General features: G+C 72.3%; 27 protein-coding genes. 14 read left to right on the forward strand and 13 right to left on the reverse strand.

Translation table 11 applies throughout. The features are described 5' to 3' along the window. Window positions 1–100 precede the first annotated feature (100 nt). Window positions 101–1,567, reverse strand: a complete 1,467-nt coding sequence (locus M3147_RS16070; RefSeq protein WP_251204425.1) for a phytoene desaturase family protein — start codon at window positions 1,565–1,567, stop codon at window positions 101–103. A 1-nt stretch (window position 1,568) separates the two neighbouring features. Then, complete coding sequence (locus tag M3147_RS16075) at window positions 1,569–2,354, reverse strand: NUDIX hydrolase (RefSeq protein WP_251204426.1); 786 nt, start codon at window positions 2,352–2,354, stop codon at window positions 1,569–1,571. A 43-nt stretch (window positions 2,355–2,397) separates the two neighbouring features. Between M3147_RS16075 and M3147_RS16080 the strand changes: the two genes are divergently transcribed. Beyond that, window positions 2,398–3,201, forward strand: coding sequence for an MBL fold metallo-hydrolase (locus M3147_RS16080; RefSeq protein ID WP_308201078.1), 804 nt, complete (start codon window positions 2,398–2,400; stop codon window positions 3,199–3,201). Window positions 3,202–3,207: 6 nt separating this feature from the next. On the opposite strand, the gene M3147_RS16085 is transcribed toward M3147_RS16080, so the two are convergent. Beyond that, window positions 3,208–3,780, reverse strand: coding sequence for an NADPH-dependent F420 reductase (locus M3147_RS16085; protein WP_251204427.1), 573 nt, complete (start codon window positions 3,778–3,780; stop codon window positions 3,208–3,210). Window positions 3,781–3,883: 103 nt separating this feature from the next. On the opposite strand from M3147_RS16085, the gene M3147_RS16090 reads away from it, so the two are divergent. Beyond that, on the forward strand, window positions 3,884–4,402 hold the full coding sequence (locus M3147_RS16090; protein ID WP_251204428.1) for a MarR family winged helix-turn-helix transcriptional regulator: 519 nt from the start codon (window positions 3,884–3,886) through the stop codon (window positions 4,400–4,402). A 95-nt stretch (window positions 4,403–4,497) separates the two neighbouring features. On the opposite strand, the gene M3147_RS16095 is transcribed toward M3147_RS16090, so the two are convergent. Then, a complete protein-coding gene (locus M3147_RS16095) occupies window positions 4,498–4,800 on the reverse strand; it encodes a DUF1540 domain-containing protein (RefSeq protein WP_251204429.1) in 303 nt (100 codons plus the stop codon). Between the two features lie 195 nt (window positions 4,801–4,995). Between M3147_RS16095 and M3147_RS16100 the strand changes: the two genes are divergently transcribed. Beyond that, window positions 4,996–6,027: a PHP domain-containing protein gene (locus tag M3147_RS16100; RefSeq protein ID WP_251204430.1), complete on the forward strand. Its 1,032-nt coding sequence runs from the start codon at window positions 4,996–4,998 to the stop codon at window positions 6,025–6,027. A 6-nt stretch (window positions 6,028–6,033) separates the two neighbouring features. Here the strand turns inward: M3147_RS16100 and M3147_RS16105 are convergent, their stop codons facing one another. Continuing rightward, window positions 6,034–6,189, reverse strand: a complete 156-nt coding sequence (locus M3147_RS16105; RefSeq protein ID WP_251204431.1) for a hypothetical protein — start codon at window positions 6,187–6,189, stop codon at window positions 6,034–6,036. A gap of 101 nt (window positions 6,190–6,290) precedes the next feature. Here M3147_RS16105 and M3147_RS16110 point away from each other — a divergent pair, with 101 nt between their 5' ends. The 5 genes from M3147_RS16110 (at window position 6,291) to M3147_RS16130 (ending at window position 11,780) form a co-directional block, all read left to right on the forward strand. Then, window positions 6,291–7,427, forward strand: a complete 1,137-nt coding sequence (locus M3147_RS16110) for a LacI family DNA-binding transcriptional regulator (RefSeq protein ID WP_251204432.1) — start codon at window positions 6,291–6,293, stop codon at window positions 7,425–7,427. Between the two features lie 103 nt (window positions 7,428–7,530). Then, entirely contained in the window at window positions 7,531–8,376 is an 846-nt protein-coding gene (locus M3147_RS16115; RefSeq protein WP_251204433.1) for a carbohydrate ABC transporter permease, read from the forward strand. A 59-nt stretch (window positions 8,377–8,435) separates the two neighbouring features. After that, window positions 8,436–9,242 carry a carbohydrate ABC transporter permease gene (locus M3147_RS16120; RefSeq protein WP_251204434.1) on the forward strand — a complete coding sequence of 269 codons (807 nt, stop codon included), beginning with the start codon at window positions 8,436–8,438 and terminating at the stop codon, window positions 9,240–9,242. A gap of 26 nt (window positions 9,243–9,268) precedes the next feature. Further along, the gene (locus M3147_RS16125; RefSeq protein WP_251204435.1) at window positions 9,269–10,543 is read left to right on the forward strand and encodes an ABC transporter substrate-binding protein; all 1,275 of its coding nucleotides are present in this window, start codon (window positions 9,269–9,271) and stop codon (window positions 10,541–10,543) included. A gap of 58 nt (window positions 10,544–10,601) precedes the next feature. Beyond that, on the forward strand, window positions 10,602–11,780 hold the full coding sequence (locus M3147_RS16130; RefSeq protein WP_251204436.1) for an ADP-ribosylglycohydrolase family protein: 1,179 nt from the start codon (window positions 10,602–10,604) through the stop codon (window positions 11,778–11,780). Window positions 11,781–11,988: 208 nt separating this feature from the next. Here the strand turns inward: M3147_RS16130 and M3147_RS16135 are convergent, their stop codons facing one another. Then, a complete protein-coding gene (locus M3147_RS16135; RefSeq protein ID WP_251204437.1) occupies window positions 11,989–12,627 on the reverse strand; it encodes an SDR family oxidoreductase in 639 nt (212 codons plus the stop codon). Between the two features lie 53 nt (window positions 12,628–12,680). On the opposite strand from M3147_RS16135, the gene M3147_RS16140 reads away from it, so the two are divergent. Then, window positions 12,681–13,169, forward strand: coding sequence for an NUDIX domain-containing protein (locus tag M3147_RS16140; RefSeq protein ID WP_251204438.1), 489 nt, complete (start codon window positions 12,681–12,683; stop codon window positions 13,167–13,169). A gap of 112 nt (window positions 13,170–13,281) precedes the next feature. Continuing rightward, window positions 13,282–14,367, forward strand: coding sequence for a trans-sulfuration enzyme family protein (locus M3147_RS16145; protein WP_251204439.1), 1,086 nt, complete (start codon window positions 13,282–13,284; stop codon window positions 14,365–14,367). Between the two features lie 62 nt (window positions 14,368–14,429). Here M3147_RS16145 and M3147_RS16150 read toward each other — a convergent pair whose 3' ends face one another. Continuing rightward, window positions 14,430–15,029: a class I SAM-dependent methyltransferase gene (locus tag M3147_RS16150; RefSeq protein WP_251204440.1), complete on the reverse strand. Its 600-nt coding sequence runs from the start codon at window positions 15,027–15,029 to the stop codon at window positions 14,430–14,432. A 55-nt stretch (window positions 15,030–15,084) separates the two neighbouring features. Beyond that, a complete protein-coding gene (locus M3147_RS16155; RefSeq protein ID WP_251204441.1) occupies window positions 15,085–15,510 on the reverse strand; it encodes a VOC family protein in 426 nt (141 codons plus the stop codon). A 142-nt stretch (window positions 15,511–15,652) separates the two neighbouring features. Here M3147_RS16155 and M3147_RS16160 point away from each other — a divergent pair, with 142 nt between their 5' ends. After that, on the forward strand, window positions 15,653–16,405 hold the full coding sequence (locus M3147_RS16160) for an EI24 domain-containing protein (protein WP_251204442.1): 753 nt from the start codon (window positions 15,653–15,655) through the stop codon (window positions 16,403–16,405). Here the strand turns inward: M3147_RS16160 and M3147_RS19580 are convergent. Continuing rightward, window positions 16,387–17,178, reverse strand: a complete 792-nt coding sequence (locus tag M3147_RS19580; RefSeq protein ID WP_251204443.1) for a siderophore-interacting protein — start codon at window positions 17,176–17,178, stop codon at window positions 16,387–16,389. The two genes, M3147_RS16160 and M3147_RS19580, sit on opposite strands and share 19 nt — an antisense overlap. 134 nt (window positions 17,179–17,312) lie before the next feature. Between M3147_RS19580 and M3147_RS16170 the strand changes: the two genes are divergently transcribed. After that, window positions 17,313–17,924 (forward strand): dihydrofolate reductase family protein, encoded by a 612-nt coding sequence (locus tag M3147_RS16170; protein ID WP_251204444.1) that lies wholly within the window; start codon window positions 17,313–17,315, stop codon window positions 17,922–17,924. Here the strand turns inward: M3147_RS16170 and M3147_RS16175 are convergent. Continuing rightward, window positions 17,921–19,462: an ATP-dependent DNA ligase gene (locus tag M3147_RS16175; protein ID WP_251204445.1), complete on the reverse strand. Its 1,542-nt coding sequence runs from the start codon at window positions 19,460–19,462 to the stop codon at window positions 17,921–17,923. The genes M3147_RS16170 and M3147_RS16175 overlap by 4 nt on opposite strands. A gap of 56 nt (window positions 19,463–19,518) precedes the next feature. Between M3147_RS16175 and M3147_RS16180 the strand changes: the two genes are divergently transcribed. Beyond that, on the forward strand, window positions 19,519–20,409 hold the full coding sequence (locus M3147_RS16180) for a 3-methyladenine DNA glycosylase (RefSeq protein ID WP_251204446.1): 891 nt from the start codon (window positions 19,519–19,521) through the stop codon (window positions 20,407–20,409). On the opposite strand, the gene M3147_RS16185 is transcribed toward M3147_RS16180, so the two are convergent. The 3 genes from M3147_RS16185 to M3147_RS16195 form a co-directional block, all read right to left on the reverse strand. Continuing rightward, complete coding sequence (locus M3147_RS16185; protein ID WP_251204447.1) at window positions 20,381–21,592, reverse strand: amidohydrolase; 1,212 nt, start codon at window positions 21,590–21,592, stop codon at window positions 20,381–20,383. The genes M3147_RS16180 and M3147_RS16185 overlap by 29 nt on opposite strands. Before the next feature lie 116 nt (window positions 21,593–21,708). Then, window positions 21,709–24,357, reverse strand: coding sequence for a purple acid phosphatase family protein (locus M3147_RS16190; RefSeq protein WP_251204448.1), 2,649 nt, complete (start codon window positions 24,355–24,357; stop codon window positions 21,709–21,711). Window positions 24,358–24,549: 192 nt separating this feature from the next. Further along, entirely contained in the window at window positions 24,550–25,290 is a 741-nt protein-coding gene (locus tag M3147_RS16195; RefSeq protein WP_251204449.1) for an SDR family oxidoreductase, read from the reverse strand. 107 nt (window positions 25,291–25,397) lie between these two features. On the opposite strand from M3147_RS16195, the gene sigJ reads away from it, so the two are divergent. Next, entirely contained in the window at window positions 25,398–26,324 is a 927-nt protein-coding gene (sigJ, locus tag M3147_RS16200) for an RNA polymerase sigma factor SigJ (protein WP_251204450.1), read from the forward strand. Window positions 26,325–26,542 lie beyond the last annotated feature (218 nt).

A 26,542-nucleotide genomic window follows, 5' to 3' on the forward strand; every position in this document is an offset into this window, starting at 1 on the left:
AGCGCGGTCGGCTCGTGCGGATGCCGGGAAACGACCCTCTCGGCGGGGGCGAGGGGTGGGGGCGCAGGTGGGGCGCGGGTGGGGGTGGGGGCCGGGGCGGCTACGCCCGCAGCTCGGGCAGGCGGATGCCGAAGCGCTCGCGCAGCGCGAGCCGGGCCGCGTACCAGCCGTTCATGCCGTGCACGGCCGGCCCGGGGGGCGTGGATGCGGAGCAGAGATAGACGCCCTCGAGCGGAGTACGCCACGGTGCGCGGGACACGACGGGACGTTTCACGAGCTGCGCGAGCGTCGTCGCCCCGCCGCCGAGGTCCCCGCCGACGAGGTTCGCGTTGCCGCGTTCCAGGGCGACGGCGGAGCTCGCGGCGGAGGCGAGCACGAGGTCCCGGAAGCCGGGCGCGAATCGCTCCACCTCGGCGGTGATGAGCTCGGTCGCGTCGAACGTCGAGCCGGCGGGCACGTGCGTGTACGCCCAGAGCACGTGCTTGCCGGCTGGCGCGCGGCTCGCGTCGAGCACGCTCGGCTGCGTGACGAGCACGAACGGATGCCTCGGCGCGCCGTCCGTGCCGGGCTGACGCCCCGCGGCGACGGCGTTCTCGGCGGCGGCGATCTCGGCGCGGGTGCCGCCGAGGTGCACGGTGGGTGCGAGTCCGACCTCCTCCGCCGCCCAGGGGACGGGGCCGTCGAGCGCGAAGTCGACCTTCGCGACCCCGCTGCCGAAGCGGAACCGGTCGAGCGCGCGCGCGTAGCGCCGGGGCAGTCGGGCGGTGCGGAGCAGGCCCGGCCCGGTGTCGAGCAACACCGCTCGGCTGCGCGGCAGTTCGCCGAGCTCGCGCATGCGGACGCCGGTCTCGATGCGCCCGCCGAGACGGCGGAGCTCGGCCGCGAGCGCGTCGGCGATGCGCTGCGACCCGCCCTCGGGATAGCCCCAGCCGGCGGCATGGCCGTGCGCGGCGAGGAGGAGCCCTGCGCCCGCCGAGGCGAGGTTCGGCAGGCGCCCGGCGGCGTGCGCGACGACCCCGGTGAAGAGTGCGGCGGCGACGGGGCCGACGAATCGGGAGCTCCACAGACTGGTGCCCTGATCGACCGCCCTGGCACCGAAACGCAGCGCGGCGACGGGGTCGCGCGGCATCCGGAGCAGCTGGGAGCCGGTGAAGTCGACGACCCCGTCGATGCGGGAGACGAGCGGGGCGAGGAGCCGTCGCCACTGGCCGCCGTCGGCGCCGAGTCCGGCGATCGTGCGGTCGAGCTCGCGCCAGGCGAGCCCCGCCCCGCCGCCGGGGATCGGGTGGGCGTAGGAGAGCTCGGGCACGATCCAGCGCACACCCCGGTCGGCGCCGGCCTCGCCGAGCAGGCCGAGCTCACGGAGCACGGGCGAGGCGAGGGCCGCGGGATGCACCGCCGAGCCGACGTCGTGGCGGAACCCGGGCAGGGTGAGTTCGGCGGTGCGGGTCGCCCCGCCGATCGTGTTCTCCGCCTCGAGCAGGAGCACGTCGAGCCCGGCGCGCGCGGCCACGACGGCGGCGACGAGCCCGTTCGGCCCGCTGCCGACGACGGTGACGTCGGTCATCTCAGAAGGCCGAGACGTACTGCCAGGGCAGGCCGGTCATGACGAGCCGGTGCCTCGGGCCGTCGGCCCCCGCGCCGTGCTCGGCGCCGTCGACGGCGAAGTAGGCCGCGTCCTCCTGCCAGAGGATCGTCGTGCCGGCCTCGTCGAAGCGCCCGGCGAAGCGGTGCAGCTCGCGCTGACGGAACCGGGTGAGCGCGGCGTCGACGGATCGTTCTGCGGCGAGCCCGTGCAGGGTGACCCAGGTGGGCGGCCAGAGCGTCATCGCCCCCGCGGCGTGGCGGTCGAGCGCCTCGGCCGGACGGATCCAGGCGACGGCCACGAGCTCCTCGGGCGCCGGGCGCAGCTCGCCGTCGGGCATGCGGGCGGCGAAGAAGGTCGTCACCAGCCGCTTCTGCGCGATCATCGGCGGTACCCAGTGCGAGAACGCGACGAGCTCGCCGGGATCGATCTCGATGCCGATCTCCTCGCGGGTCTCGCGCACCGCAGCCCGGCGGGCGCTCTCGACGTCGTCGATCGTCTGCCCGTGGGCGTCGGCCGGATCGACGGCCCCGCCCGGGAACACCCAGGCGCCGCGGAACGAGCCGCGGTCGTGCGGGCGCTCGGCGAGGAGCACCTCGAGGCCGAGTTCGCCGTCGCGCAGCAGCACGACGGTCGCGGCGGCGCCGAGGGCGGGCAGCGCGGCCGGCGGCGCGGGCGGCGGCGCGGGCGTGGCCGTGGGAACGGCGGCAGCAGGCGGGGCTTCGGGCGGAGCGGTGCTGGCCGGCACCTGGTCGTTCAGGGCGTCCATGCCGACAGCCTATGCCCGCACGCCGCGCGGGTACACTGCCTGCGTGAGCGAGCGGAATCGGGCGGACGGCGAGCGGGCGAGCGAGGAGGCGACGGTCCTGCTGGCGCCGAACGCCGGACCGATGACCCTCGACGGGACGAACAGCTACGTGCTCCGGACGCCCGGTTCGCCGAGCGCGATCGTCGTCGACCCGGGCCCGGACGACCCGGCGCACCTCGCCCGTCTCGCCGCGGCCGGACCGGTCGAGCTCGTGCTGATCACGCACCACCACGCCGATCACGTCGCCGGCGCCGCGGCCTTCGCCGCGCTCGTCGGCGCGCCGACGCGAGCGTTCGACCCGGAGTTCTGCATCGGGGCGGAGCCGCTCGTCGACGGTGAGACGGTGCGGGCGGCGGGGCTCTCGCTCGAGGTGCTGCATACCCCGGGGCACACCGCAGACTCCGCCTGCTTCCTCGTGCACGGCGCGGCCGGGCCGGCGATGCTCACGGGCGACACGATCCTCGGCCGCGGCACGACGATCATCGCGGATCCCGACGGCGCGCTCGGCCCGTATCTCGCCTCGCTCGAGCGGCTGCGGGCGCTCGCGGGACCGGCGGACGGCCCGGTGCCGGCGCTGCCCGCCCACGGCCCGGTGCTGCCGGACCTCGTGGCGATCTGCGACGCGTACCTCGCGCACCGGGCGGAGCGTCTGGCCCAGGTGCGTGCGGCGCTCGCGGAACTCGGCGCGGACGCCTCGGCCGAGGCGGTCACGGACCTCGTCTACCACGACACGGATGCCTCGGTCCGCCAGGCGGCCGAGGCATCCGTCCGTGCGCAGCTCGCCCACCTTCGTGGCGGGCGGAGCTGAGCCGCGCTACTTGACGAGCGCGAAGCCGGCGGTCCAGGAGATGCGCTCCTGCACCGCGAGGGTGAGCTGGAGGAAGCCGATCGACTCGAGCTCGCGGGCCCGGGCGAGGCTGCCGGCGTCGACGGCCTCGAGGCCGCCCGCACGCACGACCTCGGCGAGCGCGGCCTTCGCCGATTCGTCGTCTCCGGCGATGAGCACGGTGGTGGGCGCGGCGCCGCCGACGGTCTTCGACGCGAGGGTCGCGGCGAAGTTGGTGTTGAAGGCCTTCAGCACCTTCGAGGCGGGCAGCGCCGCGGCGAGCTCGGCCGCGGCGGAGCCGTCGGAGGGCACGACCAGGCGGTCGAAGGTCGAGAAGTCAAGCGGGTTCGTGAGGTCGACGACGATCTTGCCGGCGAGGGCGTCGCGGTGGCGTTCGACGATCTCGGCGAGCGAGGGGTAGGGCACGGCGAGGACGACGATCTCGCCCGTGATGGTGCTCGCCTCGCGGCCGATCACCTCGACCGAGTTGCCGCCCGCGGCGACGATCGCGCCGATCGCACTGCCCATGTTGCCGCTGCCGATGATGCTGACCGTGGTCATTGCCGTTCCTTCCGGGCGTCGGTGCGACGCCATTAGTTGTTCCAACAACCAACACCATACGCTGATTCAGTTGTTGCGTCAACTATTGCGGTAGACTCGGACCATGACCGACCCGACCCCTTGGCTCTCGCCCGAGGAATCCGCCGCCTGGGTGCGTCTCGTCGCGGTCGCCGAGCTGTTGCCGACCGCGCTCGACGCGCAGCTCGGCACCGACGTCGGGCTCACCCACTTCGAGTACGTGACGCTCATGTCGCTCGCGGGCGCCCCCGAGCGCACGATGCGCATGACCGCCCTCGCCTCCCTCACGAACGCGACGCTCCCCCGGCTCTCGCACGTCATGCGCCGGCTCGAGGCGCGCGAGCTCGTGCGCCGCTTCCCCTGCCCCGAAGACCGCCGGGCGACGAACGCGACCATCACCGACGCCGGCCTCGCGCTGCTCGAAGCAGCAGCGCCCGGCCACGTGCGCACCGTGCGGCGGAACGTGCTCGACGCCCTCACGCCCGCACAGCTCGAACAGCTCTACGACATCGCCGGCGCGGTGCTCGGCAAGCTCGACCCCGAGCAGCGGCTGAACGCCACCTCGTGCCAGTTCAGCGAGGGTCCGCGCACGCGGATCGCCTAGCGCCGCCGCACCCGGAACGACGATGCCCGCCCCGGGACGGATCACCGGGGCGGGCGGTTCGTGGCGGTGCGGCAGCGCACCGGGCGGAGCGGCGCTCAGCGCACCTCGTAGGTGAGGCAGTCGGCGTCGTCGGCACCGGCGCCGATGCGGACGGCCGGGGCACTGCACTCGAGCTGCTCGTTGTGGATGCACTCCGCGCGCTGGCAGGCGCCGACGTGCGTGACGACCTTGTCGAGCCCGCCCTTCGCGCTCAGCGGGATGAAGGTCGCGCACTCGGCGTCGCCGACCGAGCCGCCGATGGTGACGGCCGCGGCGTGGCAGTGCGAATGATCGTTGTAGGAGCAGCCGGCCACCGAACACTCGGTGACGCGGGGCAGCTCGTCGAGGGTCATGCTCATGTCGGCCTCCGTCGTCTCGTTGCGGGCGATGCTACTCCGGCGAGTCGCCTCCCGCCACGCATTTGCCCGCGTTTTTCCGCAGATCAGACGAGATTTCTTGCTTAGGATTGCCTCACCTTGCCGGGGTTCGCCCCGCTGCACGGACCGTCGCGGAGGGGGTTCCGCGGCGCCGCCCTCGGCGCGAGGATGGGAGGCATGGATGCCGCCGCCGCGCTCGACGAGATCGCCCTGCTGCTCGAACGCGGACTGGCGAATCCGTACAAGGCCAAAGCCTTCCGGCGCGCCTCCGCCGCGATCGCGGACCTCGACGCCGACGAGCTCTCCCGACGCATCGCCGACGGCTCCCTGCGCCGCACCTCGGGCATCGGCGACACGAGCTACACGGTCATCGCGGAGGCCGCCGAAGGGCAGGTGCCCGGCTACCTCGCCGAGCTCCGCGCCAAGCTCGGCGGCGGCGAGGCCGAGAGCCCGCTCCGGCGCGAACTCCGCGGCGACCTGCACAGCCACACCGACTGGTCCGACGGCACCACGAGCCTGCCGGTCATGGCCGCGGCGGCCCGCGACGCCGGGCTCGAGTACCTCGTCGTCACCGACCACTCGCCGAGCCTCCGCGTCGCGAACGGGCTGAGCGCCGAGCGCCTCGAGACCCAGCTCGAGCTCGTCGAAGCCCTCGACACCGGGCACGGCGAGCGCGACGGGGGCCTCGGCATCCGCCTCGTCCCCGGCATCGAGGTCGACATCCTGGCCCGCGGCGAGCTCGACCAGCGCGACGAGCTCCTCGGCCGGCTCGGCATCGTGGTCGGCAGCGTGCACTCGAAGCTCCGGATGCCCGCCGAGGAGATGACGCCGCGGATGCTCCGTGCCATCGCGCACCCGCGCCTGAACGTGCTCGGCCACTGCACCGGGCGGCTCGTGCGGGGTTCCCGCGGCACCCGCCCGCAGTCGGACTTCGACGCGCGCGCCGTGTTCGCCGCCTGCGCCGAGCACGGCGTCGCCGTCGAGATCAACTCCCGCCCGGAGCGCGAGGACCCGCCGGACGAGCTCATCGCCCTCGCACTCGACGCCGGCTGCCTGTTCTCGATCGACAGCGACGCGCACGCGCCCGGGCACTTCGCCTTCCTCGGGCTCGGCGCCGCGCGGGCGGAGCGGGCCGGCGTGCCCGCCGAACGCATCGTGAACACCTGGCCGCTCGAGCGGCTGCTCGCCTGGGCGCACGACGAGCGCTGAGCCCGCTCAGGCGGGCGGCTGCTCCGGGTCGAGGCTCGCCAACTGGTCCTCCTCGACGGCGTTGTCGGCCTCGAGCTCGTCGAGCTCCTCGCCCTCGTGCGGCTCCAGCTCCTGCGCTTCCGGTTCGCTCCGGTCGTCGTCGGGGGAGTTCCTGTCGGTCATGGGCGTCGCTCCTTTCTGCGGCGGGCGCGGGCATCCGACGTCCATCTTCGGCCTCAGCACCGTTCTCGATCAATGGCTTGACGGCGTATCTGCACTCTGATGTGGACATCGCCAATGCGCTCGTGTACGGTCTCCGCGATTCGCTACCACCCGATTTGAGAACGTTCTCAACCTTGACCACGGTCGTTCGCTTTCAGACTCAGAGGAGAGCCCTGATGAGCCACAGAGCCACACTGCACGATGTCGCGGCGCAGGCCGGCGTATCCGTCGCCTCCGCGTCCCGTGCCCTCATCGGCGGCTCGGCCAGTCTCGAGATGATCAGCAAGGTTCGTCGTGCCGCAAAACAGCTCGGCTACGTGCCCGACGCAACGGCTCGATCGCTCCGGATGGGCGGCACCAGACAGGTCGTGTTCGCTGTGGATGACATCGGAAACCTCAACTACGTCGCGATGCTTCGAGCGATCGAACACGAGTTCACCGGCGCAGGAATTCGACTGAACGTGACGGCCACCGGACGCTCGGAGCGGCAGACGCTCGACCTCGTGCGCAGCATGAACTCCGGCGCGGGAGATGGGCTGATCATCTCTCCCCTCCGCGTGACGCCTGCTCTGCGTCGCGCTCTCCTCGAAACGGTCGTCCCGGTCGTCGTCATCGGATCGTTGCACCGTGACGTGGCGATCGATGTCGTCAGCGTCGACTCGGCTCTTGCCGTAGAACTGGCGGTGGCACACCTCGTAGCGACCGGACGCCGACGGATCGCGTTCCTCAACGGCCCGCTCGACACGCATCCTGGGGCATCCAGACGCCGTGGGTACCTTGCCGGCCTTGCCGCGGCCGGCATGACTCCAGACGAATCGGTCGTCGAGGTCGCCGACGACTTCACGATCGAGGCCGGGCGCAGATCCACTGCCCTGCTCATCGAGCGGCGGCCCTCGAACACCTTCGACGCGATCGTCGCTGCCAACGATCTGCTCGCCGTCGGCGCGATCAGTACCTGCCTGGCGAGCGGCGTCGGCGTGCCCGACGAGGTGGCCGTGACCGGCATCGACGACACGGAGTTCGCCGCAAGCTACAACCCCTCGATCACGAGCGTCTCGATCGGATCGGCCGAGCGCGGCAAACGCGCCGCCAGACTCCTGCTGGAACGATTTGCTGAGCCGACCCTCGCTCCCCGCACATCCGCAGTGCACCCGTCACTCATCGCCCGCGCATCGACCGGGGTGACCCGTGGCGCTTGATCTCCAACGGCGAGCGACGAACCTGGACGCCTCCGATCCGGCGTCCGACATCCGCACCACCCGACGGCGACCGAAGCGGCCGAGCAGGTCTGGCGAGACATTGATGCTCCTGCTCCCCGCGCTCATTCCAGTCCTCTTGCTCAGTGTCTATCCGCTGGTGCACGGCATCGTCCTGGGATTCACGGATGCACAAGCCGGATACAACCGGCCGGTTCACTTCAATGGGATCGAGAACTATGCGCGGCTCATGAGCAACGAGCTTTTCTGGTCCTCATTCCGTGTGGGGGTCATTTGGGCGCTCTCGGTCACGGTTCTGCAGTTCCTGGCGGCGCTTGGCCTGGCACTCCTGCTCAACCAGAACCTCCGATTCCGGGGCGCTGCCCGTGTGCTCGCTCTCATACCGTGGGCCATCCCACCGGTCATCATCGCGATCATCTGGCGCCTGATGCTCAATCCGACCGCTGGACCGGTGAACAGCGCGTTGGCCGCAGTCGGCCTCCCCCACGACATCAACTGGCTCGGTGACCCGACCTTCGCGCTCCCCGCCGTGATCGTGGTGGGAGTCTGGGCCGGAATGCCGCAGACGACGGTGGTCCTCCTTGCCGGGCTCCAGAACGTCCGAAGCGATCTTCACGAGGCTGCGGCGCTCGATGGCGCAGGAGCTCTGCGGCGGTTCTGGCACGTCACTCTTCCCTCGCTTCGCCCCGTCATCTTCGCGATCACCACACTCGACTTCATCTGGAACTTCAACCAGTTCGCCCTGGTCTACGTCCTGACCGCCGGAGGGCCGGGCGGACAGACGATGCTGCCGATGCTCTTCGCGTACAACGAGGCATTCAAGTACGGCAACTTCGGGTACGCCTCCGCCATGGGGAACGTGATGGTCGTCCTGATCGCACTCACCCTCGTCTTCTACCTCCGCCACCAGGCAAAGGAACGTCAGTCATGACTCGCTCGGTTCCCCCCTCTCCGCTCCGCCACAGCATCCGCCTGAACCTCACTCGTCCGATGCAGTACCTCGCACTCCTCGCCTATGTCGGGTTCCTGGCGTTCCCGCTCGTGTTCCTCGCAACGGCGGCGCTCAAGACCCCGGGCGAACTGCAATCCGCGAGTGGTGGCATCCTGCCCGCAACGCTCTATCTCGGGAATCTGGAGTCCGCCCTCACGAAAGTGAACCTGCTCGGGGCGCTGGGCAACAGCTTGGGGGTCGCCAGCGCATCGACCGTCGTGGTCATCGCCATAGCACTGCCGGCCGCGTACGCGATCTCACGCGCCCGAGCACGTCTCAAAGGAGTGGCGTTCGCTTGGATTCTGATCAGCCAGATGTTCCCCTTCATCCTGATCGTCATTCCGCTCTTCCTGCTCCTGACGAGCTTCGGCCTGGTGAACAGCCTCGCCGGGCTCACACTCGTCTACTCGGTCTGGTGCCTGCCGTTCGCGCTGTGGATGCTCCAGGGCCATCTTGCCCATGTGCCCCTGGAGGTCGAAGAGGCGGGAGCGATCGATGGAGCGGGTCGGCTCCGGGTGCTGAGTTCGATCGTGCTCCCGCTCCTTGTGCCAGGGATCGTGGCCACCAGTCTGTTCACGTTCATCACGGCATACAGCGACTTCTTCTTCGCGCTGGTGACGATCAGGGACGAACGGCTCCAGACGTTGCCGCTCGCCCTGGCGCGGTTCGTCGGAGCCGAAGGCGTGGTTCAACTCGGCCCGCTCGCCGCTGCATCCCTCATCGCGACCGTGCCGAGCCTCCTGTTCTTCGCCCTGATCCAACGCAGGCTTTCCTCCGGTCTCCTGGCCGGAGCCATCAAGGGGTGATCCCCGATCGATTCAAAGGAGATCGAATGAAACGACGTTCAACCCTGGCCGCGGTACTGGTACCAGCGCTCGCCGTCGCGCTCGGGGGTTGCACTAGTGACGCGAGCGCCGGCCGCGTCGAGCTCACATTCCTGAGCGTCGCGTTTCAGGATGCGACCGTCGAAGCCACCGATGACATCATTCAGAGCTGGAACGAGGCGCACCCGGACATCCAGGTCACCGTGCTGCAGAGCAACTACGATGACGTGCACGACCAGCTCGTAACCCAGTTCCAATCGAACACGCCCGCTGACCTCATCTACAACGAGGCATCCGATCTCGCCGGTTTCGCCCATCAGGGCTACCTCGCCGATCTTTCACCGCTTCTCTCTGAGGAACTCCGCGAGGACATCCCCGAAAAGTACTGGGACATCGTGACGATCGACGACCGCGTGATCGCTGCGCCGACGCTGGTGCAGTCATACGTGGTGTTCGCAAACACAAAGCTCCTGAGCGAAGCCGGAGTGGCGATGCCGTCCGAGACATCACTGAGCTGGTCCAGCCTGCGCGAGCTGGCGTCGAGCCTCACCACAGAATCTCGCTACGGCGTCGGATGGGGGCTCCGTCAGCCCGCGTCGGCGATGATGAACACCGCGTTGAACTACGGCGGGACCTTTTTCGACGTGGACTCCGACGGCTCGGCGACCATCGAGGTCGATGACGCCGAACTCGCCGTGCCAGACCAGGTTCACGGAATGCTCTTCGAAGACGGTTCGATGGACCCGACGTCGGTCACTCAATCGACCGCCGAGGTCGTGCCGGGATTCTTCGCCGGTGACTACGCGATGTTCATCGGGGCCAGCTACCTGGCGCAGCAGCTCACGGAGGGGGCACCAGAGGGGTTCTCGTTCTCCGTACTGCCGCCGCTTGCTGGTGACCGCGGGGCTGCGCAGGCAGCGAACCCGCAAACTCTGTCGATCGCGGCACAGAGCCCACATCAAGCTGAAGCGGCCGAGTTCCTGGAGTACTTCATGGCCGCCGAGCACATCTCCCGACTCGGGCAGAGCGACTGGCTCCGTCCGGTCCCGACCAGCGCCCTCGAGCACCTCGAGCAGGCGACGGCCGAGATCCCGGTGTGGCGGCCGCTGCTTGAAACCGGGGCCGACCTCGTCGGCGCGCCATTCACTCGTGCGCTCGACTACCCGCAGTGGAAGCTGCAGTACGCGACCCCCGGTCTCCAGAAGTACTTTGCGGGCAGCCTCAGCAGGGAAGAGCTCGCAGCGTTCTGGAGTGACGGCTGGGCATCCATCTCCGACCAGTGAGCACCGATGTCCCGGTCGCTCCTCTCCCTCCAGCCCCACAGAAAGCAGGAACATCGACATGTCATGGATTCGAGAACGTACCGCAGCGGTCCTCGCGGGCTCAGCGATCGGCGATGCCCTCGGCGGCGCGACCGAGGGATTCAGTCCAGAGCAGATCCAAACACGGTACGGCGGCCGGGTCACCGGCATCGTCCCGCCGTTCCATGCCGACTGGCCGACTCGCCGCCCGATCAGCCCGTATCACAAGGGGGACGGCCACATCACCGACGACACCTTGATGACCCAGGCACTCATCGAGGTCTACGCTGCCCGACGAACCCATCTCGATGCGTACAGCTTCACCGAAGAGCTGATCCCGCTCCTCGAGACACGTTTCCGTTGGATCCCCGAGCTCGAGCGAGAAGCGATCCTCTTGCACCGGGTCTTCCTTCCCGAGAAATGGATCGTCTCCCGGGTCAAGGTCGGGCACGCCGACCCGCGGGATGCGGGCGTCGGCAACGCGGTGAACTGCGGAGCCGCGATGTACATGGCCCCAACCGGAATCGTGAATGCCGGGACTCCGCGACGAGCCTATGCCGAAGCGATCGACATGGCCGGGGCACACCAGACCAGCTACGGTCGGGAGGCCGCCGGTTTGTTCGCAGCCGCCGTCGCCGCGGCTCTCGTACCGGGAACGACCATCGATCGGGTCGCCGATGTCACGCTCACGCTCGCGCACGATGGCTCGAAAGCGGCGCTCGAATCGGTCGTGGACGCAGCTCGACGGCTGCCGCGCTCCGCATCCGACGATGAGATCGCTTCCGCGCTTCGGGACGCGATCCGACCGTTCGACACGGTCGGCGAGATCTATCGTGAACCGCTCCTGGATGCACGCATCCCGTCACGTACCAAGTCGATCGAGGAGTTCCCGATCGCGCTGGGGATGCTCATCGCCTACGGAGCCGAGTTCCGCCCCAGCATCCTCGGTGCCGTGAATTACGGTCGAGACGCGGATTCCATCGCGAGCATGGCCGGGTCGATCGCCGGCGCCATCGGAGGCCCGGAAGCCGTAGCGAACGACTGGCTGGCAGACATCGCTGAGGCGAGTCGAGTGGACTTTCACCACTACGCCGAGAGGCTCGCGGATGTCGCGGAGGAGATCATCCTGGACGACGCGCTCAAGCTACAAGAAGAGCTTGAGGCGCTCACGACCGTCTCCACCTCGAAGGTGCGGGCAAGCGAGCGCACCAGGGGTTGACGCGCGGCCCGGCGAGCCGCCTCTGGTCACGCGCGGCCGTCAGGAGCAGAATGGCGTCATCGACCCCGGGGAGGGAACCATGACGATCGAAGCGGTGCTCTGGACGGTGCTCGGACTCATCGCCCTCGTGGGCGGGGTGCTGCTGCTCAGCGCCCTGTGGTCGCTCGTGAAGGCGAAGGACTGACGCCCGCCCGTGCCGACTCGGAGCTCAGCGGAGCGCCTCCGCGATCGGGGTCGAGCCACGGTTGAAGCGGATCGTGCGGCCGATCGTCGCCGGCTGCGCGAGCGTCTCGGCGATCACAGCGGCGACGTCGGCACGGTCGACCGTGCCGCTCTCGCGCGCCGTCGTGTCGATCAGGCCGGTGCCCGGACCCTGTTCGAGCGTGCTCGGGCCGAGGATCGTCCACGCGAGCTCACGGTCGGCGAGCGCCCGGTCGGCCGCCGCCTTCGCGGCCGCATAGTGCCGGAACGGACTCGTGTCGGGCTCGACCCGATCGGGCGATCCGAAGTACGACACCATCACGTAGCGTCGTACGTCGACCTGCTCGGCGGCGTGCATCGAGCGGATCGCCGCGTCGCGGTCGACGGCGTAGGTGCGCTCGGGGTTGCCGCCGCCGGCGCCGGCCGACCACACGACCGCGTCATGGCCCGCGATGAGCTCGGCGAACCCGTCGACGTCGAGCTGCTCGAGGTCGGCCAGTACGGCGTTCGCTCCGGCCGCCCGGACCGCCTCGGCATGCTCGGGATTGCGGATCACCGCGTCGACCTCGTCGCCGCGATCGGCGAGCAGGCGCTCGGTGAGGAGGGCGACCTTGCCGTGGCCGCCGATGATCAGGATGCGGGTCATGTCGGCTCCCTTCCGCTGCCAACGCTAGCGCGCGACCCTGAACGGAGCACCGGATGCCGGTGACGAGCGCCGGGCTGCTGCTGCACCGCGAGCGCGACGGCGGGCTCGAGGTCTTCCTCGGCCACATGGGTGGCCCGTACTGGGCGAAGAAGGATGCCGCGGCCTGGTCGATCCCGAAGGGCGAGCTCGACCCCGGCGAAACACCGCTGGACGCGGCGCGGCGCGAGTTCGCCGAGGAGATCGGGGTGCCGCCGCCCGCCGGCGAGCCCACCGACCTCGGCCCCGTGCACTACGCCTCGGGCAAGACGGTGCACGTGTTCGCCCTGCCGGCGGCCGGCTTCGAGGTCGACACGATCGTGAGCGAGACCTTCGAGCTGGAGTGGCCGCCGCGCTCGGGACGCCGGGTGGCGTTCCCGGAGGTCGACCGGGCGGAGTGGATGCCGCTGGGGCGCGCCGCGGAACGCCTCGTCGTCGGCCAGCGGCCCGCCCTGTCGGCGCTCGTGGCCCACCTCGGCGGCGGGACCGGCGGCCGCGGGAGCTGAGCCGCGCGGCTCGGGCTGGGCTCGGGCTCGGGCTCGGAACACGGCGTCATACGGGGACGGCGCTGCGTATCCTGACGGAGCGCCGATCCGACGCGAACGACGAGAGGAACGCATGACCCAGCCGCCCGCCACCGAGTCCGACGACTTCCAGCGCGAGACCGTGGCCGTCGTAGCTGGACGCCCCGCCCATACGCCCGACGAGCCGCTGAACACGCCCCTGCATCTCGCGTCGACCTATGTCGCCGGGGGCGCCCTGGAGTACGGCCGGTACGGCAACCCGAGCTGGACGGCGTTCGAGGAGGCGCTCGGCGCCCTCGAGGGCGGGCGCGCGGTGAGCTTCGGCTCCGGCATCGCCGCCGTCGACGCCGTGCTCGAGCTCGTGCCGCACGGCGGCCTCGTCGTCGCGCCGCGGCACTCCTACACGGGCACCGTGCTGCAGCTGGACGCCCGCGTCGAGACCGGCCGCATCCGCGTCGCCTACGTCGACGTCACCGACACCGCCGCGGTCGCCGCCGCCTGCGAGGGCGCCGCGCTGCTCTGGTTCGAGTCGCCCACCAATCCCGCCCTCGAGCTCGGCGACGTTCCCGCGCTCGTCGCCGGGGCGCACGCGCACGGCGCCCTCGTCGCGATCGACAACACCTTCGCGACCCCGCTGCGGCAGCGCCCGATCGCCGACGGCGCCGATCTCGTCGTGCACTCGGCGACGAAGTACCTCGCCGGGCACAGCGACGTGATCATGGGCGCGGTCGTCACGGCCGATGCCGCGCTCGCGCAGCGGCTCGTCGACCGTCGCTCACTCGGCGGGGCCATCCCCTCGGCCTTCGAGGCGTTCCTCGCGCTGCGGGGCCTGCGCACGCTGCACGTGCGTCTCGACCGGGCCGAGCGCAACGCGCGCGACCTCGTCGAGCGGCTCGCCGGCCACCCCGCGCTGGACGAGGTGCGCTACCCGGGCTTCGGCGCGGTGATCTCGCTCGTCGTGGCGGGCGGCGCCCCGGGCGCGGACCGCTTCGTCGCCGCGGTGCGGCTGTGGGTGCACGCGACGAGCCTCGGCGGAGTGGAGTCCACGCTCGAGCGGCGACGCCGCTGGGCGGCCGAGGCCGACACGATCCCCGCGGGCCTCGTCCGGCTCTCGGTCGGCATCGAGCACGTCGACGACCTCGCCGCCGACCTGCTGCAGGCGCTCGACGCCGCCCGCTGACCCCCCTCTTCTCGACTTGCCCGACTTTCATGAAAGTCGGGCAAGTCGAGAAGCAGGGCTGGTCAGGCGGGCGAGACGCCCTCGTAGAGCAGGATGGGCAGCGCTCCGAGCGGGAACGAGCGGGCGCGCACGCGGCGCACGTCCTCGGCGCGGAATCCCGCGTCCGCGATCACGCGCTCGGTGTCGCGGTCGAGATGGCAGCCGTGGCACCAACGCACCGACGCCGGGGTCGCGAGGCGCTGCACCGCGCGCTTCGCGCTGCCCTGCGGGGCCCCGACGTGCTCGGCGACGACGAGGCGGCCGCCGGGGACGAGCACCCGGCGCAGCTCGGCGAGCGCGGAGACCGGATCGGGCACGGTGCAGAAGACGTAGCTCGCGATGACCGCGTCGAACGAGGCGTCCGGCACCGGGATCCGCTCCGCGGAGGCCGCGAGCGGGGCCTGCTCGTGCCCCCACTCCCGCGCCCGGATGCTGAGCTCCGCACGCCGCGCATCGTCGGGCTCGAGCCCCGTCCACACGACGTCGAGCGCGAGGGCGCCGAAGTTCTCGCCCTCGCCGGCACCGATCTCGAGCACCCGGCCGTGCACGCGGCCGAACCAGTCGCGCTCGAGCGCGTCGAGCGCGTCGTCGTCGACGAGGGGCGGGCGTTCCGGCAGCGGCATCCTGCCATGCGACCACGCCGCGCCGCCCGCGTCAAGCCCGCCGCCGGGCACGTTCTCACATCACGCGCGTCCCGTCCGAGAGGACGGGCGAGATGAAGCCGATGAGGTTGTGGTCGGGGTCGAGGATCGTCGCCGTGCGGCCGACGCCGGCCATATCCTCCGGCGGCAGCGCATCGGTGCCGCCGAGCCCGATCGCGCGGCGGTACGTCTCGTCGACGTCGTCGACCGCGACGACGACGTTGCAGCCGTTCACGGGTGCGCCCACCGCAGGCGGCGGACCCTGACGCTGCGCCAGACCGCCGTTGATGCCGTGGCCGGCCGCGCCGTCGGTGTTGCCGATGGCCTCCTCGCCGGTGTCGATCGTCCAGTACGGGTAGTCGCCGAACCGGGTGAACCGCCAGCCCAGCAGTTCGGAGTAGAAGTCGACGAGCCGCTGCGGCTCGCTCGCGTGGATCTCGAAGTGCACGACGAGGTTGGCCATGGTCTCCCCTTCACCGTGCGCCCGGTTCGGGCGCCGCCATGTGCACGCCCGATCGGGCGTCGGCCGCCCGGCCGGCCGGCCGGGGCTCACGCTACGCCGCCCGGGCCCGCTCCTCCACCCCCGGTCCGCCTAGGCTGGGATCGTGCTGAGGGAGTTCGCCGCCGGGTTCGCGCTGCTGGGCCGCGGTTTCGGCTTCTGGCGCAGGCGCCCCGGTGCGATGGCCCTCGGCCTCATCCCGGCGGCGATCGCCTTCGCGGTGCTCGCCGCCGCGCTCACGGCACTCGGCCTCGCGCTGCCGGGGATCGTCGACTGGGCGACCCCGTTCGCCGATGGCTGGCCGGAGTGGTGGCGCGCGCTGCTGCGGATCTCGCTCGGCGTCGTCACCCTCGGCGCGGCGGCGGTGCTCGCCGCGGTCTCGTTCACGGCGCTCACGCTCGTGGTCGGCGACCCGTTCTACGAGCGCATCTGGCGACACGTCGAGGCGGAGCTGGGGTCACCGCCCACCGGCGACGGCAGCGGGTTCTGGCGCACGGTCGCGGATGCCGCGGCGCTCCTCGGCCTCGGCCTGCTCGCGGCGGCGGCGACCGCCGCCGCGGGGCTCCTCCCCCTCGTCGGCGCGGCGCTCGCGGCGGTGCTCGGCGTGGTGCTCACCGGGCGGCTGCTCGCCCGCGAACTGATGGGGCGGGCCTTCGACGCCCGGGCGATCGACCCCGCGCGACGGCGCGAGCTGCTCGCGGCCTCGCGCTGGCGGGTGCTCGGCTTCGGCGTCGCGACGCAGCTCTGCTTCCTGGTTCCGCTCGGGGCGGTGGCGACCATGCCGGCCGCGGTGGCCGGGGCCACGATGCTCGCGCGCGACGTGCTGGAGCGCGGCGAGGCTCAGCGGGCGCGCCAGTAGCCGCAGAAGTCGACGTCCGCCTTCGGCACGCCCCGCTCGACGACGAGGTGCCGCCTGGCGCCCGTCGCGAGCTTCGACTCCCCCGCGGCGAAGGCCGAGACGCGCGCGCCGAACGCGGGCAGCTCCCGGAGCTCCGCCAGCGCGGCGGCCCCGACGGGCTCGCCCGGGCGACGGACGACCCAGTGCAGCTCGACGCCCGCGGGCCCCTGGGCATCCTGCGCGTCGGCGAGATCGGGCACCTCGACGATCGCGTGGCCGCGCGCCTCGCGCGGGAGGTCGCGGAGGATGCCGAGCACCGCCGGGAGCGCGCTCTCGTCCCCGACGAGGACCACCTCGGCGCCGTCGACGTGCCGGTAGCCGCATCCCTGGTCGATCAGGCCGACGGCGGCCCCGAGCGGCAGTGACCCGGCCCACGGCCCGGCGATGCCGTCGTCGCCGTGCACGACGAAGTCGATGTCGAGCTCGCGGAGCTCGGGTCGGAACTCCCGCACCGTGTAGCTGCGGATGACCGGTCGCGTCGACTTCGGCAGCGTCAAGTACTTGAGGTAGCCGCTCATGTTGAAGGTGTCGGCGAGATTGTCGAAGCGGGTGTCGTCGTTCGTCGGCACGGCGAGCCGGAACCATTGGTCGAAGCCGAGATGACGCCACTCGGCGAGCGCCTCGCCCGCGACGGTGAGGCGCACGAAGTGCGGCGAGACCCGGCGGGCCTCGGTGACCTCGGCGAGGACGACGCCGAGCTCGGAATGGGTGACCGCGATGTTGCTGGATGCCACGGGTGCTCCTACAGGGGCGATGAGTTAGGTAATGCTTACCTTATCTGGATGCCGCGGTGGATGTCACGGACCCCGCCGTGCCATCCGTCCCGCTGCGCCTGGCCGGGATGGCCCGCGGCCATGAGCATGGCGGCATGGGCATCATCGCGGCTGACGTGTTCCTCACCCTCGACGGCGTCTACCAGGCACCCGGCGGCCCCGAGGAGGACCCCTCCGGCGGCTTCCCCTTCGGCGGCTGGCAGGGCGCCTACTGGAGCGACGAAGGCGGCGAGCTCGTCGGCGCCGACCTTGCACGCCTCGACGCGCTCCTCCTCGGCCGGCGCACCTACGACATCTTCGCCGCCTACTGGCCCCACCACGACGACGAGATCGGGACGAAGTTCAACAGCGTGCCGAAGTTCGTCGTCTCGCGCACCCTCGGCGAGCCCGAGTGGGCCGGTACCACCGTCGTGCGCGACCCTGCCGCCGAGCTCGCCGAGGTGAAGGCGCGCTTCGAGGAGATGCACGTGATCGGCAGCGGGGAGCTGACCCGGGCGCTCCTCGCCGCGGACCTCCTCGACCGCCTCCACCTGTACGTCTACCCCATCGTGCTCGGCCGCGGACGGCGCCTCTTCGACGGCGTGGTGCCCGCCGCGTTCCGGCTGACCGAGCCGGCGCAGACCCTGCCGAAGGGCGCCGTGTCGCTCGTCTACGAGCGCGCGGGCGAGCCGGTCACCGGGATCGACCTCGGCGAGCTCGACGGCTAGGTCGGAGCTTGCCCGGCGCCCGGCAGCAGCGCCCGCAGCGTCTGGATCGTGTCGGCCTCGGCCACCCGTTTGTCGTCGCGGTAGCGCTTCACCCTGGCGAAGCGGAGCGCGACGCCGCCGGGGTAGCGGCTGGATCGCTGCACGCCGTCGATCGCGATCTCGACGACGAGCTCTGGGCGGATGAAGACCGCCTGCGCCGTGCGGCTCGCCTCGAGCTCGGGGAAGCGTTCGGTCTGCCAGGCGAGCAAGGCGTCGGTCAGCCCCTTGAAGGTCTTGCCGACCATGACGAGCCCGCCGGGCTCGCCGAACTCCCCCTCGGGGTCGAGGGCGCCGAGGTGCAGGTTGGAGAGCAGCCCGGTGCGCCGGCCGTACCCCCACTCGGCGCCGAGCACCACGAGGTCGTAGGTGTAGACCGGCTTCACCTTGACCCAGCTCGCGCCGCGCCGACCCGCCGCGTATGGTGAGTCGATCGCCTTCACGACGACGCCCTCGTGCCCGGCGGCGAGCGCCTCGCGGGACACCCGTTCGGCCTCCTCGGGGTCGGCGGTGACCTCGCCCGGGATGGTCAGCTCACCCGCGACGCGATGCAGCTCCTCGCGGCGCACGGCGAGCGGCTCGTCGATGAGGTCGCGGCCGTCGAGGTGGAGCACGTCGAAGAACCAGGGTCGCAGCAGCGTCTCGCGCTCGGTCTCGGCGCCGAAGCGCGACATGGTCTCTTGGAACGGGCGCGGGGCGTCGTCCTCGTCGAGCGCGAGGGTCTCGCCGTCGAGGATGACGGCGTGCACGGGCAGCGCGAGCGTCGCCTCGACGACCTCGGGCACCCGCTCGGTGATCTCGGCCAGGCTGCGGGTGAACACGTGCACCTCGTCGCCCGAGCGGTGCACCTGGATGCGCGCGCCGTCGAGCTTGAACTCGACCGAGGCCTCGCCCGTGCCCGCCACCGCCTCGGCCGCGGTGGCCGCCGTCGCCGCGAGCATGGGCAGCACCGGTCGGCCGACGACGAGCCCCACCTCGGCGAGCGCCCCCGGCGCCCCGTGCAGCGCGAGGCGGGCGGTCTCGCCGAGCTCGCCGGAGAGCATGGCCGCGCGGCGCACCTCGGCGAGCGGGCGGTCTGCCGCCTCGGCGACCGCGTCGAGCAGCACGCCCTCGAGGGCGCCGGTGCGCACCTCGCCGAGGAGCACCCCGCCGAGGAAGCGCTGCTCGGCCTCGGTGGCGCGGCCCGTGAGTTCGCGGAGGAGGGCGGTGCGCTCGCTCGCGGAGCCCGGGCCGCCGAGCGCGGCGAGGCGGTCGAACGCGTCGTCGAGCTCGGCGACGGTGAGCGTGGCCTCGGCGGCCGGCGGGGCGCTCGCGGCCTGCCAGCCGCGCCAGCCGACCCCGATGCGCCCCTGGCGCAGCCGCCCGAGCAGGATGCCGACGGCGGGGATCACCTCGGCCTCCGGCACGCGGCCGAGCAACGCCGCGAGCGCGGCGCGCTTCTGGAGCCGGGAGCGGGTGGCGCCCACCGCCCCGGCCGTCTCGACGAGCTCCGCGAGCAGCATGGGCCCAGTGTGGCATCCGCCCCCGACATCTGCGGCCCGACATCTAGGCTGAAGGCATGACCCGGCTGCTCGACCCCGCCGACTGGCGCGCCCGCGAACGCGCGCACGCCCGGCGTGCCGACGCGCTCACCGCCGGGCACCGCGAGCGCAGCGCGCGCGGCGAGCGGCATCCCGTCGAGGACTTCCTCTTCACCTACTACTCGTACTCCCCCGCGCAGCTGCGGCGCTGGCACCCCGGCGCCGGGGTCGAGCTCGCGGAGGCGGCGGGCGAGGAGCGCGCCGGCTGGCGCTGGTACGCGCCGGGCGAGGCGCCCGGCTCGCTCCGCGTGGACGACGCCGCGATGCGCGCCGAGAAGGCGCCGCTCCTCGCCGCGGTCGAGCGGATGCTCCGGCTGACCGCGTCCCGGCCCGGGAGCTTCGGCTGCTTCGGTCTGCACGAGTGGGCGATGGTGTACCGCCAGGACGAGCACCGTCACGCCGTGCCGCTCCGGCTCGGCCAGGCGGCGACCGACGCCGTCGTCGACACGCACGAACTGCGCTGCACGCACATCGACGCCTACCGCTTCTTCACCCCCGAGGCCGTGCCGCGCAACCGCTTCGCGCCGAGCCGCGAGACGCAGCCCGAACTCGAGCAGCCCGGCTGCCTGCACGCCGGCATGGACGTCTACAAGTGGGCGATGAAGCTCGGCCCGCTCGTGCCGGGCGAGCTGCTGCTCGACGCGTTCGAACTGGCCCGCGACATCCGCTTCCTCGACATGCAGGCCTCGCCCTACGAGATGCGCGCGTGGAGCGGCGAGCCCGTGCGCATCGAGACCGCCGAGGGCAAGGCCGAGTACGTGCGCCGGCAGCGCGGGTTCGCCGAACGGTCGAACGCCCTCCGCCTTGCCGTGCGCGAGGCGGCGTTCGGCGACGCCGCCGTCAGTCCAGCCACTCCTTCGCCGCGGTGACGAGGGCCGCGACGCCGACCGTCAGCGTCGGCTGCGGCAGCGGCGCGAACTCGGGCGAGTGGTTCGAGGGCAGGTGCTCGGGCAGCCGCCCCTCGGCGAGGCCCGCGCCGAACAGCGCCGGGTCGGCGCCGCCGAGGAACCAGTAGACGAGCGGCGCGCCGGCCGCCGTCGCAAGCACCCCGACGTCCTCGCTGCCGGACACCGCGCCGGGCTCGAGCACCCGCTCCGCGCCGAACGCCGTCCGGAGCGCCGCGGCGGTGCGGGCGCTCGCGGCACGATCGTTCACCGTCACCGGGAAACGCTCCTCGTAGGCGAAGTCCGGCTCGCGGGGCGCGGCCGAGGCGGCCGCCTCGGCGCGGGCGATCCGCTCGATCGCGGCGAGCACCCGCTCGCGCACGTGCTCGTCGAAGGTGCGCACGCTCAGCCCGAGCTTCGCCTCGGGCGGGATGATGTTGTTCTTCGTGCCGGCGTGCAGCTGGCCCACGGTCACGACCGCGGCATCCCCGGCGGCGATCTCCCGCGAGACGATGCCCTGCAGCCGCACCGCCGTCGACGCGGCGAGGTAGACGGGGTCGACCGTCGTCTCCGGGCGCGAGCCGTGGCCCCCGGTGCCGTGCATGGTGATCGTGAGCGAGTCGGCGCCCGCCATCGCGGGCCCCGGCTGGAGCGCCACGAGGCCGGCCGGCAGCGGCGCGACGTGCTGGCCGAGCACGACATCCGGGGTGGGGACGCGGTCGTACAGGCCGTCGGCGAGCATCGCCTCGGCCCCGCCGCCCCACTCCTCGGCGGGCTGGAACAGCACCACGAGGGTGCCCCGCCACGAGGCATCCGCGGCGAGCGCCTCGGCCGCGCCGAGCAGGCAGGTGACGTGCACGTCGTGGCCGCAGGCGTGCATGACGGGCACCTCGGCGCCGTCGGGGTCGACGCCCGTCGCGGTGCTGGCGTAGTCGAGCCCCGTCGCCTCGCGCACGGGCAGGCCGTCCAGGTCGGCGCGGAGCAGCACGGTCGGCCCCGCCCCGCGCGCGATGACGCCCGTGACGCCGGTGCCGCCGATGCCCTCGGTCACGGCGTAGCCGAGCTCCCGCAGCGCCGCGGCGACGATGCCGGCGGTGCGGTGCTCCTGGAACGACAGCTCGGGGTGGCGGTGCAGGTCGCGGTAGATCGCGTCGAGGTCGAGGCTCATGGGCCGAGCCTAGCCGGGCGCTCCCCCCTCGCTGCCGGCGGAGTGCTGCGGCACGCGCCGGCGCCCGGCCCCACGCGGGGACCGGGCGCCGGACGGCGTTCGAACGGATGCCTCGATCAGGCCTCCGGTGCGTCGCCCGCCTGCTGACGACGGCGGCGCACGGCGATGATCGCGGTCACCGCACCCGCCGCGAGCAGCGCTCCGGCGAGCCAGAGGGCCGTCTGGATCTCGGCGCCGGTGTGCGCGAGGCCGTCGCCGGCCGAGGCGGAACCGTTCCCCGAGCCGGAACCGTTCCCGGCACCGGGCCCGCCCGTGCCGGGGCCGCCGGTGCCGGGCTCGCCCGTCCCTGGGCCCGTGCCCGGGTCGGCCGCGAGCCGGATCGGCGCCCAGCCGATGAGCTGCCCCTCGCTCGACTGCACGACGAGCCGGTGCTCGCCCTCGGGCGCATCGGCCGGGATGGTCGCCGACACGGTGCCCCCGGCGTCCGCGGTCGGGGTGCCGAGCAGGTGCGGCTCGGAGTGCAGCCAGACGTTCACGGCCAGCTCGGCCCGTTCGGCGCCGAGCTCGACCTCGATCTGCTCACCCGGCTCGGCGTTCGCCGGTGCGGTCACGCCGCCGCGGTTCGCCTCGGTGAGGAGGGACTCGTCGACGGGCGTCGGCTCGACCGGCGGGTTCGGGTCGACGGGCGGCTCGACGCCGGCCTCGGTGACCCACTTGCGCCCGTCCGCGAGCTTCGTGACGGTGAACTCGTCGTAGACGGCGCCGACCGGCAGCTCGGTGGTCGCGCTCGAGGTCTTCTCGGCGAGATAGGAGCGGTAGACGAGCTGGTTCTTCGTCACATCGATCACCTGGTACGTCGTGACCCCGGCGCCGCGGAGCACCTGCGTGGCGTTGTTGTTCGTCCACACGTTCTTCTCGGGCGTCTCGAGCTCGTAGTGCTTCGCGCCCGAGTTGGACACGATGTAGACCGGGCCGTCGGTGATGCCGGCGGTCTCGGTGACGTCGTCGTTGTGGTAGCCGCGCGCATAGGTGTGGTCGTGGCCCATCATCACGAGGTCGATGTCGTGCTCCTGGAACACGGGCACCCAGTACTTGCGGAGGATCGGCTCGTCACGGCCCGAGGAGGTCGAGTAGACCGGCTGGTGGAAGGTGACGACGTTCCACTTCGAGGGGCTCGCGGTGAGCACGTGGTCGAGCCAGGCCGCCTGGAACTGCGTCCACAGCTCGCCGACCTTCGTCTGCGGGCACTCGACGCCGGTGCACGAGGGCAGCACGTCCGGGGTGAGGAACGTGGTGTCGCGGGTCGCGTTCACCGTGATGAAGCGCACGCCCTGGTAGTCCGTGAAGTACACGGTCTCGGCGGCGAAGGCGGTCCAGTGCGCGAAGTAGGCGGCGTACTGCTTGGCCACGTCGCTCTCACCGACCGCGCGCTCGGCGAGCTCGCCGATCGTCTCGGTGGAGGGGTTGTTGTGCGGGTACTCGAAGTTCGCCTTCCACGACTTCAGCAGCTTGTCGCCGGAGTACTCGTGGTTGCCGGGCGCCGCCATGACGTTCGTCGTCGCGGCGGAGGTCTGCATCCCCTTGAACCAGTTCAGCCACTCGGTCTCGTTCGAGGAGGTGTTGATGAGGTCGCCGGCGTGCACGGAGCCGATCGAGCGCGGGGCCTTCGCCTCGGCCTGCGCGACGACGTTCGACCAGGTCGAGTCGAGCCCGATCTGCGCGTCGCCGTAGTAGACGAACTGGAAGTCCGTCGCCTTCGGGTTCGCGGTGGTGAAGCGCGTCCAGTCGCTCCAGGCGCCTTCGAGGCCGACGCGGTACTCGTACGCCGTCGCGGCGGTGAGGCCGTCGACGGTCGCCGAGAAGTGCTGCAGCGGGTTGCCGTTGACGGTGCCCGCGGCGTAGGCGTCGACGGTGCGGGTCTCGCCGCCCGCGGCCGGCCGGATCTGCACCTGGCCGCTCGTGTGCGACACGTCGCCGGCGAGCCACGAGAACGACTGCGAGGTCGCGGGCGTCTCGGTCGGTGTGAGGATCACCCGGGTCGGCGGCACCGCGACGGGCTCACCCGGGGTGCCCGCCTCGGGCAGCAGCGCGATCTTCGGCACGTCGAGGTAGATGTCCGAGCTCGAGGCGCGGTCCTGGAAGAGCGCGATGGCGACGGTGTTCGTGCCGTCGACGAGCACGTCGCCGTCGGCGGTGAAGGTCGAGACGAGCGGGTCGCCGTTGCTGTCGCCCGCGTACTCGAGGTTCGTGGTGCCGGTGACCCGGCCGTCGACGAATCCGGCGACCTTCTCGCCGTTCACCCACACCTGTACGGCGTCGTCGTAGACGAGGTCGCCGACGAGCTGGCCGACCTCGGCCGCGATGCCGGGCTCGAGCTCGAAGCTCGTGCGGAAGAAATAGGTCGGCACGGTGGGCGCCGCCGTGCCGTCGAGGTAGTGGTTCAGCAGCGTCGCCGGCAGGTGCGGGCCGACGGCGGCGAGCTTGCCGCCCTTCGCGCCGAAGCTGCCGGGCGCCTGCTTCCAGTCGGCGTCGTCGTATCCGGTGGTCGTCCAGACCCGCAGGTTCGCGTCGCCGCGGGCGGGGTCGGTGCCGTCGTCGAGGTAGTGCCAGGTGGTGGTGCCGTCGACCACCGGAGCGGTCGGCACCTCGATCGCGGGCTCGGCGGCGGCGGCCGTGGCCGGCACCGCGAGCGCGGCGACCGCGAGGCCCAGCAGGGCGGCGGTCGCCGCACCGCGCCGGGCCCGGCGCTTCGTCGTCATCGTCATCGTCGTCTCATCCTCATTCGTCTCGCGCAGTGGCTCGTCCGGGCGCGCGCGACCGCACCCGCCCCAGGGACGGGCGGCTGCGGAGCGCGGGCTTTCGCCCAGTGAATCGGCGACGGATGACCCTCGGCTGGCCCTCGGGTGGCGTCTCGGTGAACCCGGGGTGCACGAGGGAGCCTCGGCTTCGGTCGGCGGCTACCGCTCGGCGAGCCACTCCGCGAAGCTCTGCCGGGCGAGCTCGGCGTCCGGTCCGGGCAGCGCGGCTCCCGCGCGCATCTCGGCCATGCCGCGCATCGGCAGCGAGACGGGAAGCACCGGACCGCGCCGCCCCTCGGCGCGCACGAGTCGGCGGATGAGCTCGGCGAGCTGCTCCTCGCGGGGGCCGGCCAGGTCGCGCGCCCGGCCGCGGGGCTCGCCCTCGGCGAGCACGACGAGGTGCTCGGCGACCTCGCGGGCCGCGATCGGCTGCGTGCGCATCCGTGCGGCGAGCTGGAGGCCGGCGACGCGCAGCCGCCCCGCCATCTGCCCGGCGAACTCGTGGAACTGCGTCGCCCGCAGGATCGTGGACGGCACGCCGCCGGCCGCGACGACGCCCTCCTGGGCGAGCTTCGCCTGATAGTAGGCGTAGGGGATGCGGTCGATGCCGACGATCGAGAGCAGCACGTGATGGCGCACCCCGGCCTCGCGCTCGGCGGCGAGGAGCACACGCGAGGTGCCGGTGAAGAAGCGCTCGGCGGTCTTCCGGTCGATGGCGTTCACGTTCGCCGCGTCGACGACGGCGTCCACCCCGGCGAGCGCGGGGGCGAGCCCGGCGCCGGTGGTGAGATCGACGCCGGCGGACCGTGCGAGCACGACGACCCCGTGCCCGCGCTCGCGCGCGACGTCGACGATGTGCCGGCCCACCGTGCCGGTTCCTCCCGCGATGGCGATCTTCACCAGGTCCTCCGTTCCGGGCCCGCGGCCCCGGCAGGCGCCGTGCCCGCCCTCCTGTTCCGACGATGCAGCCCGACGGAATGTCAGCCGGCGCGTGGCAGGCTTGGCCCATGAGCACGGTGGATGCCTCGTCCGACGCAGTCGCTGCGGAACGCCCGGCGCTCCTCGGGGTCGCCTACCGGATGCTCGGCTCCTTCGCCGAGGCGGAGGACGCGGTGCAGCTCGGCTACGAGCGGTGGCTGCGGCTGCCGGAGGCGGAACGGGCGGGGATCCGTTCCCCGGGCGCGTGGCTGACGAGAGTCGTGGGCCGGATCTGCCTCGACGAGCTCGGCTCGGCCCGCGCCCGCCGGGAGGCGTACGTGGGCGAGTGGCTGCCCGAGCCCCTCCCCGACGCGCCCGGTGCGTTCGGCGGCGGGCGCTTCTCGGCGGCACCGCCGGCGGACCCGGCCGAGCATGCGGAGCTCGCGGAGGAGGTCTCGACCGCCATGCTCCTCGTGCTCGAGACGCTGACCCCGGCCGAGCGGGTGGCCTTCGTGCTGCACGAGGCGTTCGGCCTGCCCTTCGCGGAGATCGCCGAGGTGCTGGGTCGCTCGCCGGGCGCCTGCCGCCAGCTCGCCTCGAGCGCCAGAGCGCGGGTGCGAGCGGGACGCGCGGGTGCGGCATCGGCGGAGCAGCACGCGGCGGTGGTGCACGCCTTCCTCGCAGCGGCCGCGACGGGCGAGCTCGACGCGCTCGTGCGTCTCCTCGACCCCGACGCGCGGCTCGTCGCGGACGGCGGCGGCCTCGTCTCGGCCGCCCGCCGTCCCGTCCTCGGCGCCGAGCACGTCGCACGCTACGTCCTCGGCATCATCGAGAAGCGCGGCGCGGGGCTGTCGATCTCGCTGCGGGACTCGGCGTCGGGCTACGTCGCGGTCTTCGCCCAGGACGGCGTCGTCGACACAGTCGTCTCGGTCGAGGTGCGCGAGGGGCGGCTCTCGGAGCTCTGGCTGGTGCGGAACCCCGAGAAGCTCGCCCGCTGGCAGGAGGGCGCCGCGTAGCCTCGGGCTCTTGCGCCCGTCCGACGGCCGGTGCTACGGTCGTGCACCTATGGGTACGCTGATCCGCCACTGAGGTGGCCCCGCCGCGTGGAGCTTCGCTCCGCGGCATCCGTTCCGGGCACTGTCAGGTGCCGGCCATCCTCACCCCGATCCGTGATCGCGCGCCGCGCCCGCTCCGCGCGCCCGCCACCGGCGCTTCGACGACGAAGCCGGCCCGT

The sequence above is a fragment of the Agromyces mediolanus genome, from assembly GCF_023715325.1.
Lineage (GTDB): Bacteria > Actinomycetota > Actinomycetes > Actinomycetales > Microbacteriaceae > Agromyces > Agromyces mediolanus_A.

Excerpts from the sequence above, each read along its gene's own strand:
- M3147_RS16190 (WP_251204448.1), bottom strand. The coding sequence starts at position 24,357 with ATGACGATGACGACGAAGCGCCGGGCCCGGCGCGGTGCGGCGACCGCC.
- M3147_RS16070 (WP_251204425.1), bottom strand. The coding sequence starts at position 1,567 with ATGACCGACGTCACCGTCGTCGGCAGCGGGCCGAACGGGCTCGTCGCC.
- M3147_RS16130 (WP_251204436.1), top strand. The coding sequence starts at position 10,602 with ATGTCATGGATTCGAGAACGTACCGCAGCGGTCCTCGCGGGCTCAGCG.
- M3147_RS16115 (WP_251204433.1), top strand. The coding sequence starts at position 7,531 with ATGCTCCTGCTCCCCGCGCTCATTCCAGTCCTCTTGCTCAGTGTCTAT.
- M3147_RS16180 (WP_251204446.1), top strand. The coding sequence starts at position 19,519 with ATGACCCGGCTGCTCGACCCCGCCGACTGGCGCGCCCGCGAACGCGCG.
- M3147_RS16125 (WP_251204435.1), top strand. The coding sequence starts at position 9,269 with ATGAAACGACGTTCAACCCTGGCCGCGGTACTGGTACCAGCGCTCGCC.
- M3147_RS16120 (WP_251204434.1), top strand. The coding sequence starts at position 8,436 with ATGCAGTACCTCGCACTCCTCGCCTATGTCGGGTTCCTGGCGTTCCCG.
- M3147_RS16100 (WP_251204430.1), top strand. The coding sequence starts at position 4,996 with ATGGATGCCGCCGCCGCGCTCGACGAGATCGCCCTGCTGCTCGAACGC.
- M3147_RS16095 (WP_251204429.1), bottom strand. The coding sequence starts at position 4,800 with ATGAGCATGACCCTCGACGAGCTGCCCCGCGTCACCGAGTGTTCGGTG.
- M3147_RS16150 (WP_251204440.1), bottom strand. The coding sequence starts at position 15,029 with ATGCCGCTGCCGGAACGCCCGCCCCTCGTCGACGACGACGCGCTCGAC.
- M3147_RS16145 (WP_251204439.1), top strand. The coding sequence starts at position 13,282 with ATGACCCAGCCGCCCGCCACCGAGTCCGACGACTTCCAGCGCGAGACC.
- M3147_RS16175 (WP_251204445.1), bottom strand. The coding sequence starts at position 19,462 with ATGCTGCTCGCGGAGCTCGTCGAGACGGCCGGGGCGGTGGGCGCCACC.
- M3147_RS16135 (WP_251204437.1), bottom strand. The coding sequence starts at position 12,627 with ATGACCCGCATCCTGATCATCGGCGGCCACGGCAAGGTCGCCCTCCTC.
- M3147_RS16085 (WP_251204427.1), bottom strand. The coding sequence starts at position 3,780 with ATGACCACGGTCAGCATCATCGGCAGCGGCAACATGGGCAGTGCGATC.
- M3147_RS16075 (WP_251204426.1), bottom strand. The coding sequence starts at position 2,354 with ATGGACGCCCTGAACGACCAGGTGCCGGCCAGCACCGCTCCGCCCGAA.
- M3147_RS16090 (WP_251204428.1), top strand. The coding sequence starts at position 3,884 with ATGACCGACCCGACCCCTTGGCTCTCGCCCGAGGAATCCGCCGCCTGG.
- M3147_RS16185 (WP_251204447.1), bottom strand. The coding sequence starts at position 21,592 with ATGAGCCTCGACCTCGACGCGATCTACCGCGACCTGCACCGCCACCCC.
- M3147_RS16155 (WP_251204441.1), bottom strand. The coding sequence starts at position 15,510 with ATGGCCAACCTCGTCGTGCACTTCGAGATCCACGCGAGCGAGCCGCAG.
- M3147_RS16170 (WP_251204444.1), top strand. The coding sequence starts at position 17,313 with ATGGGCATCATCGCGGCTGACGTGTTCCTCACCCTCGACGGCGTCTAC.
- sigJ (WP_251204450.1), top strand. The coding sequence starts at position 25,398 with ATGAGCACGGTGGATGCCTCGTCCGACGCAGTCGCTGCGGAACGCCCG.
- M3147_RS16105 (WP_251204431.1), bottom strand. The coding sequence starts at position 6,189 with ATGACCGACAGGAACTCCCCCGACGACGACCGGAGCGAACCGGAAGCG.
- M3147_RS16140 (WP_251204438.1), top strand. The coding sequence starts at position 12,681 with ATGCCGGTGACGAGCGCCGGGCTGCTGCTGCACCGCGAGCGCGACGGC.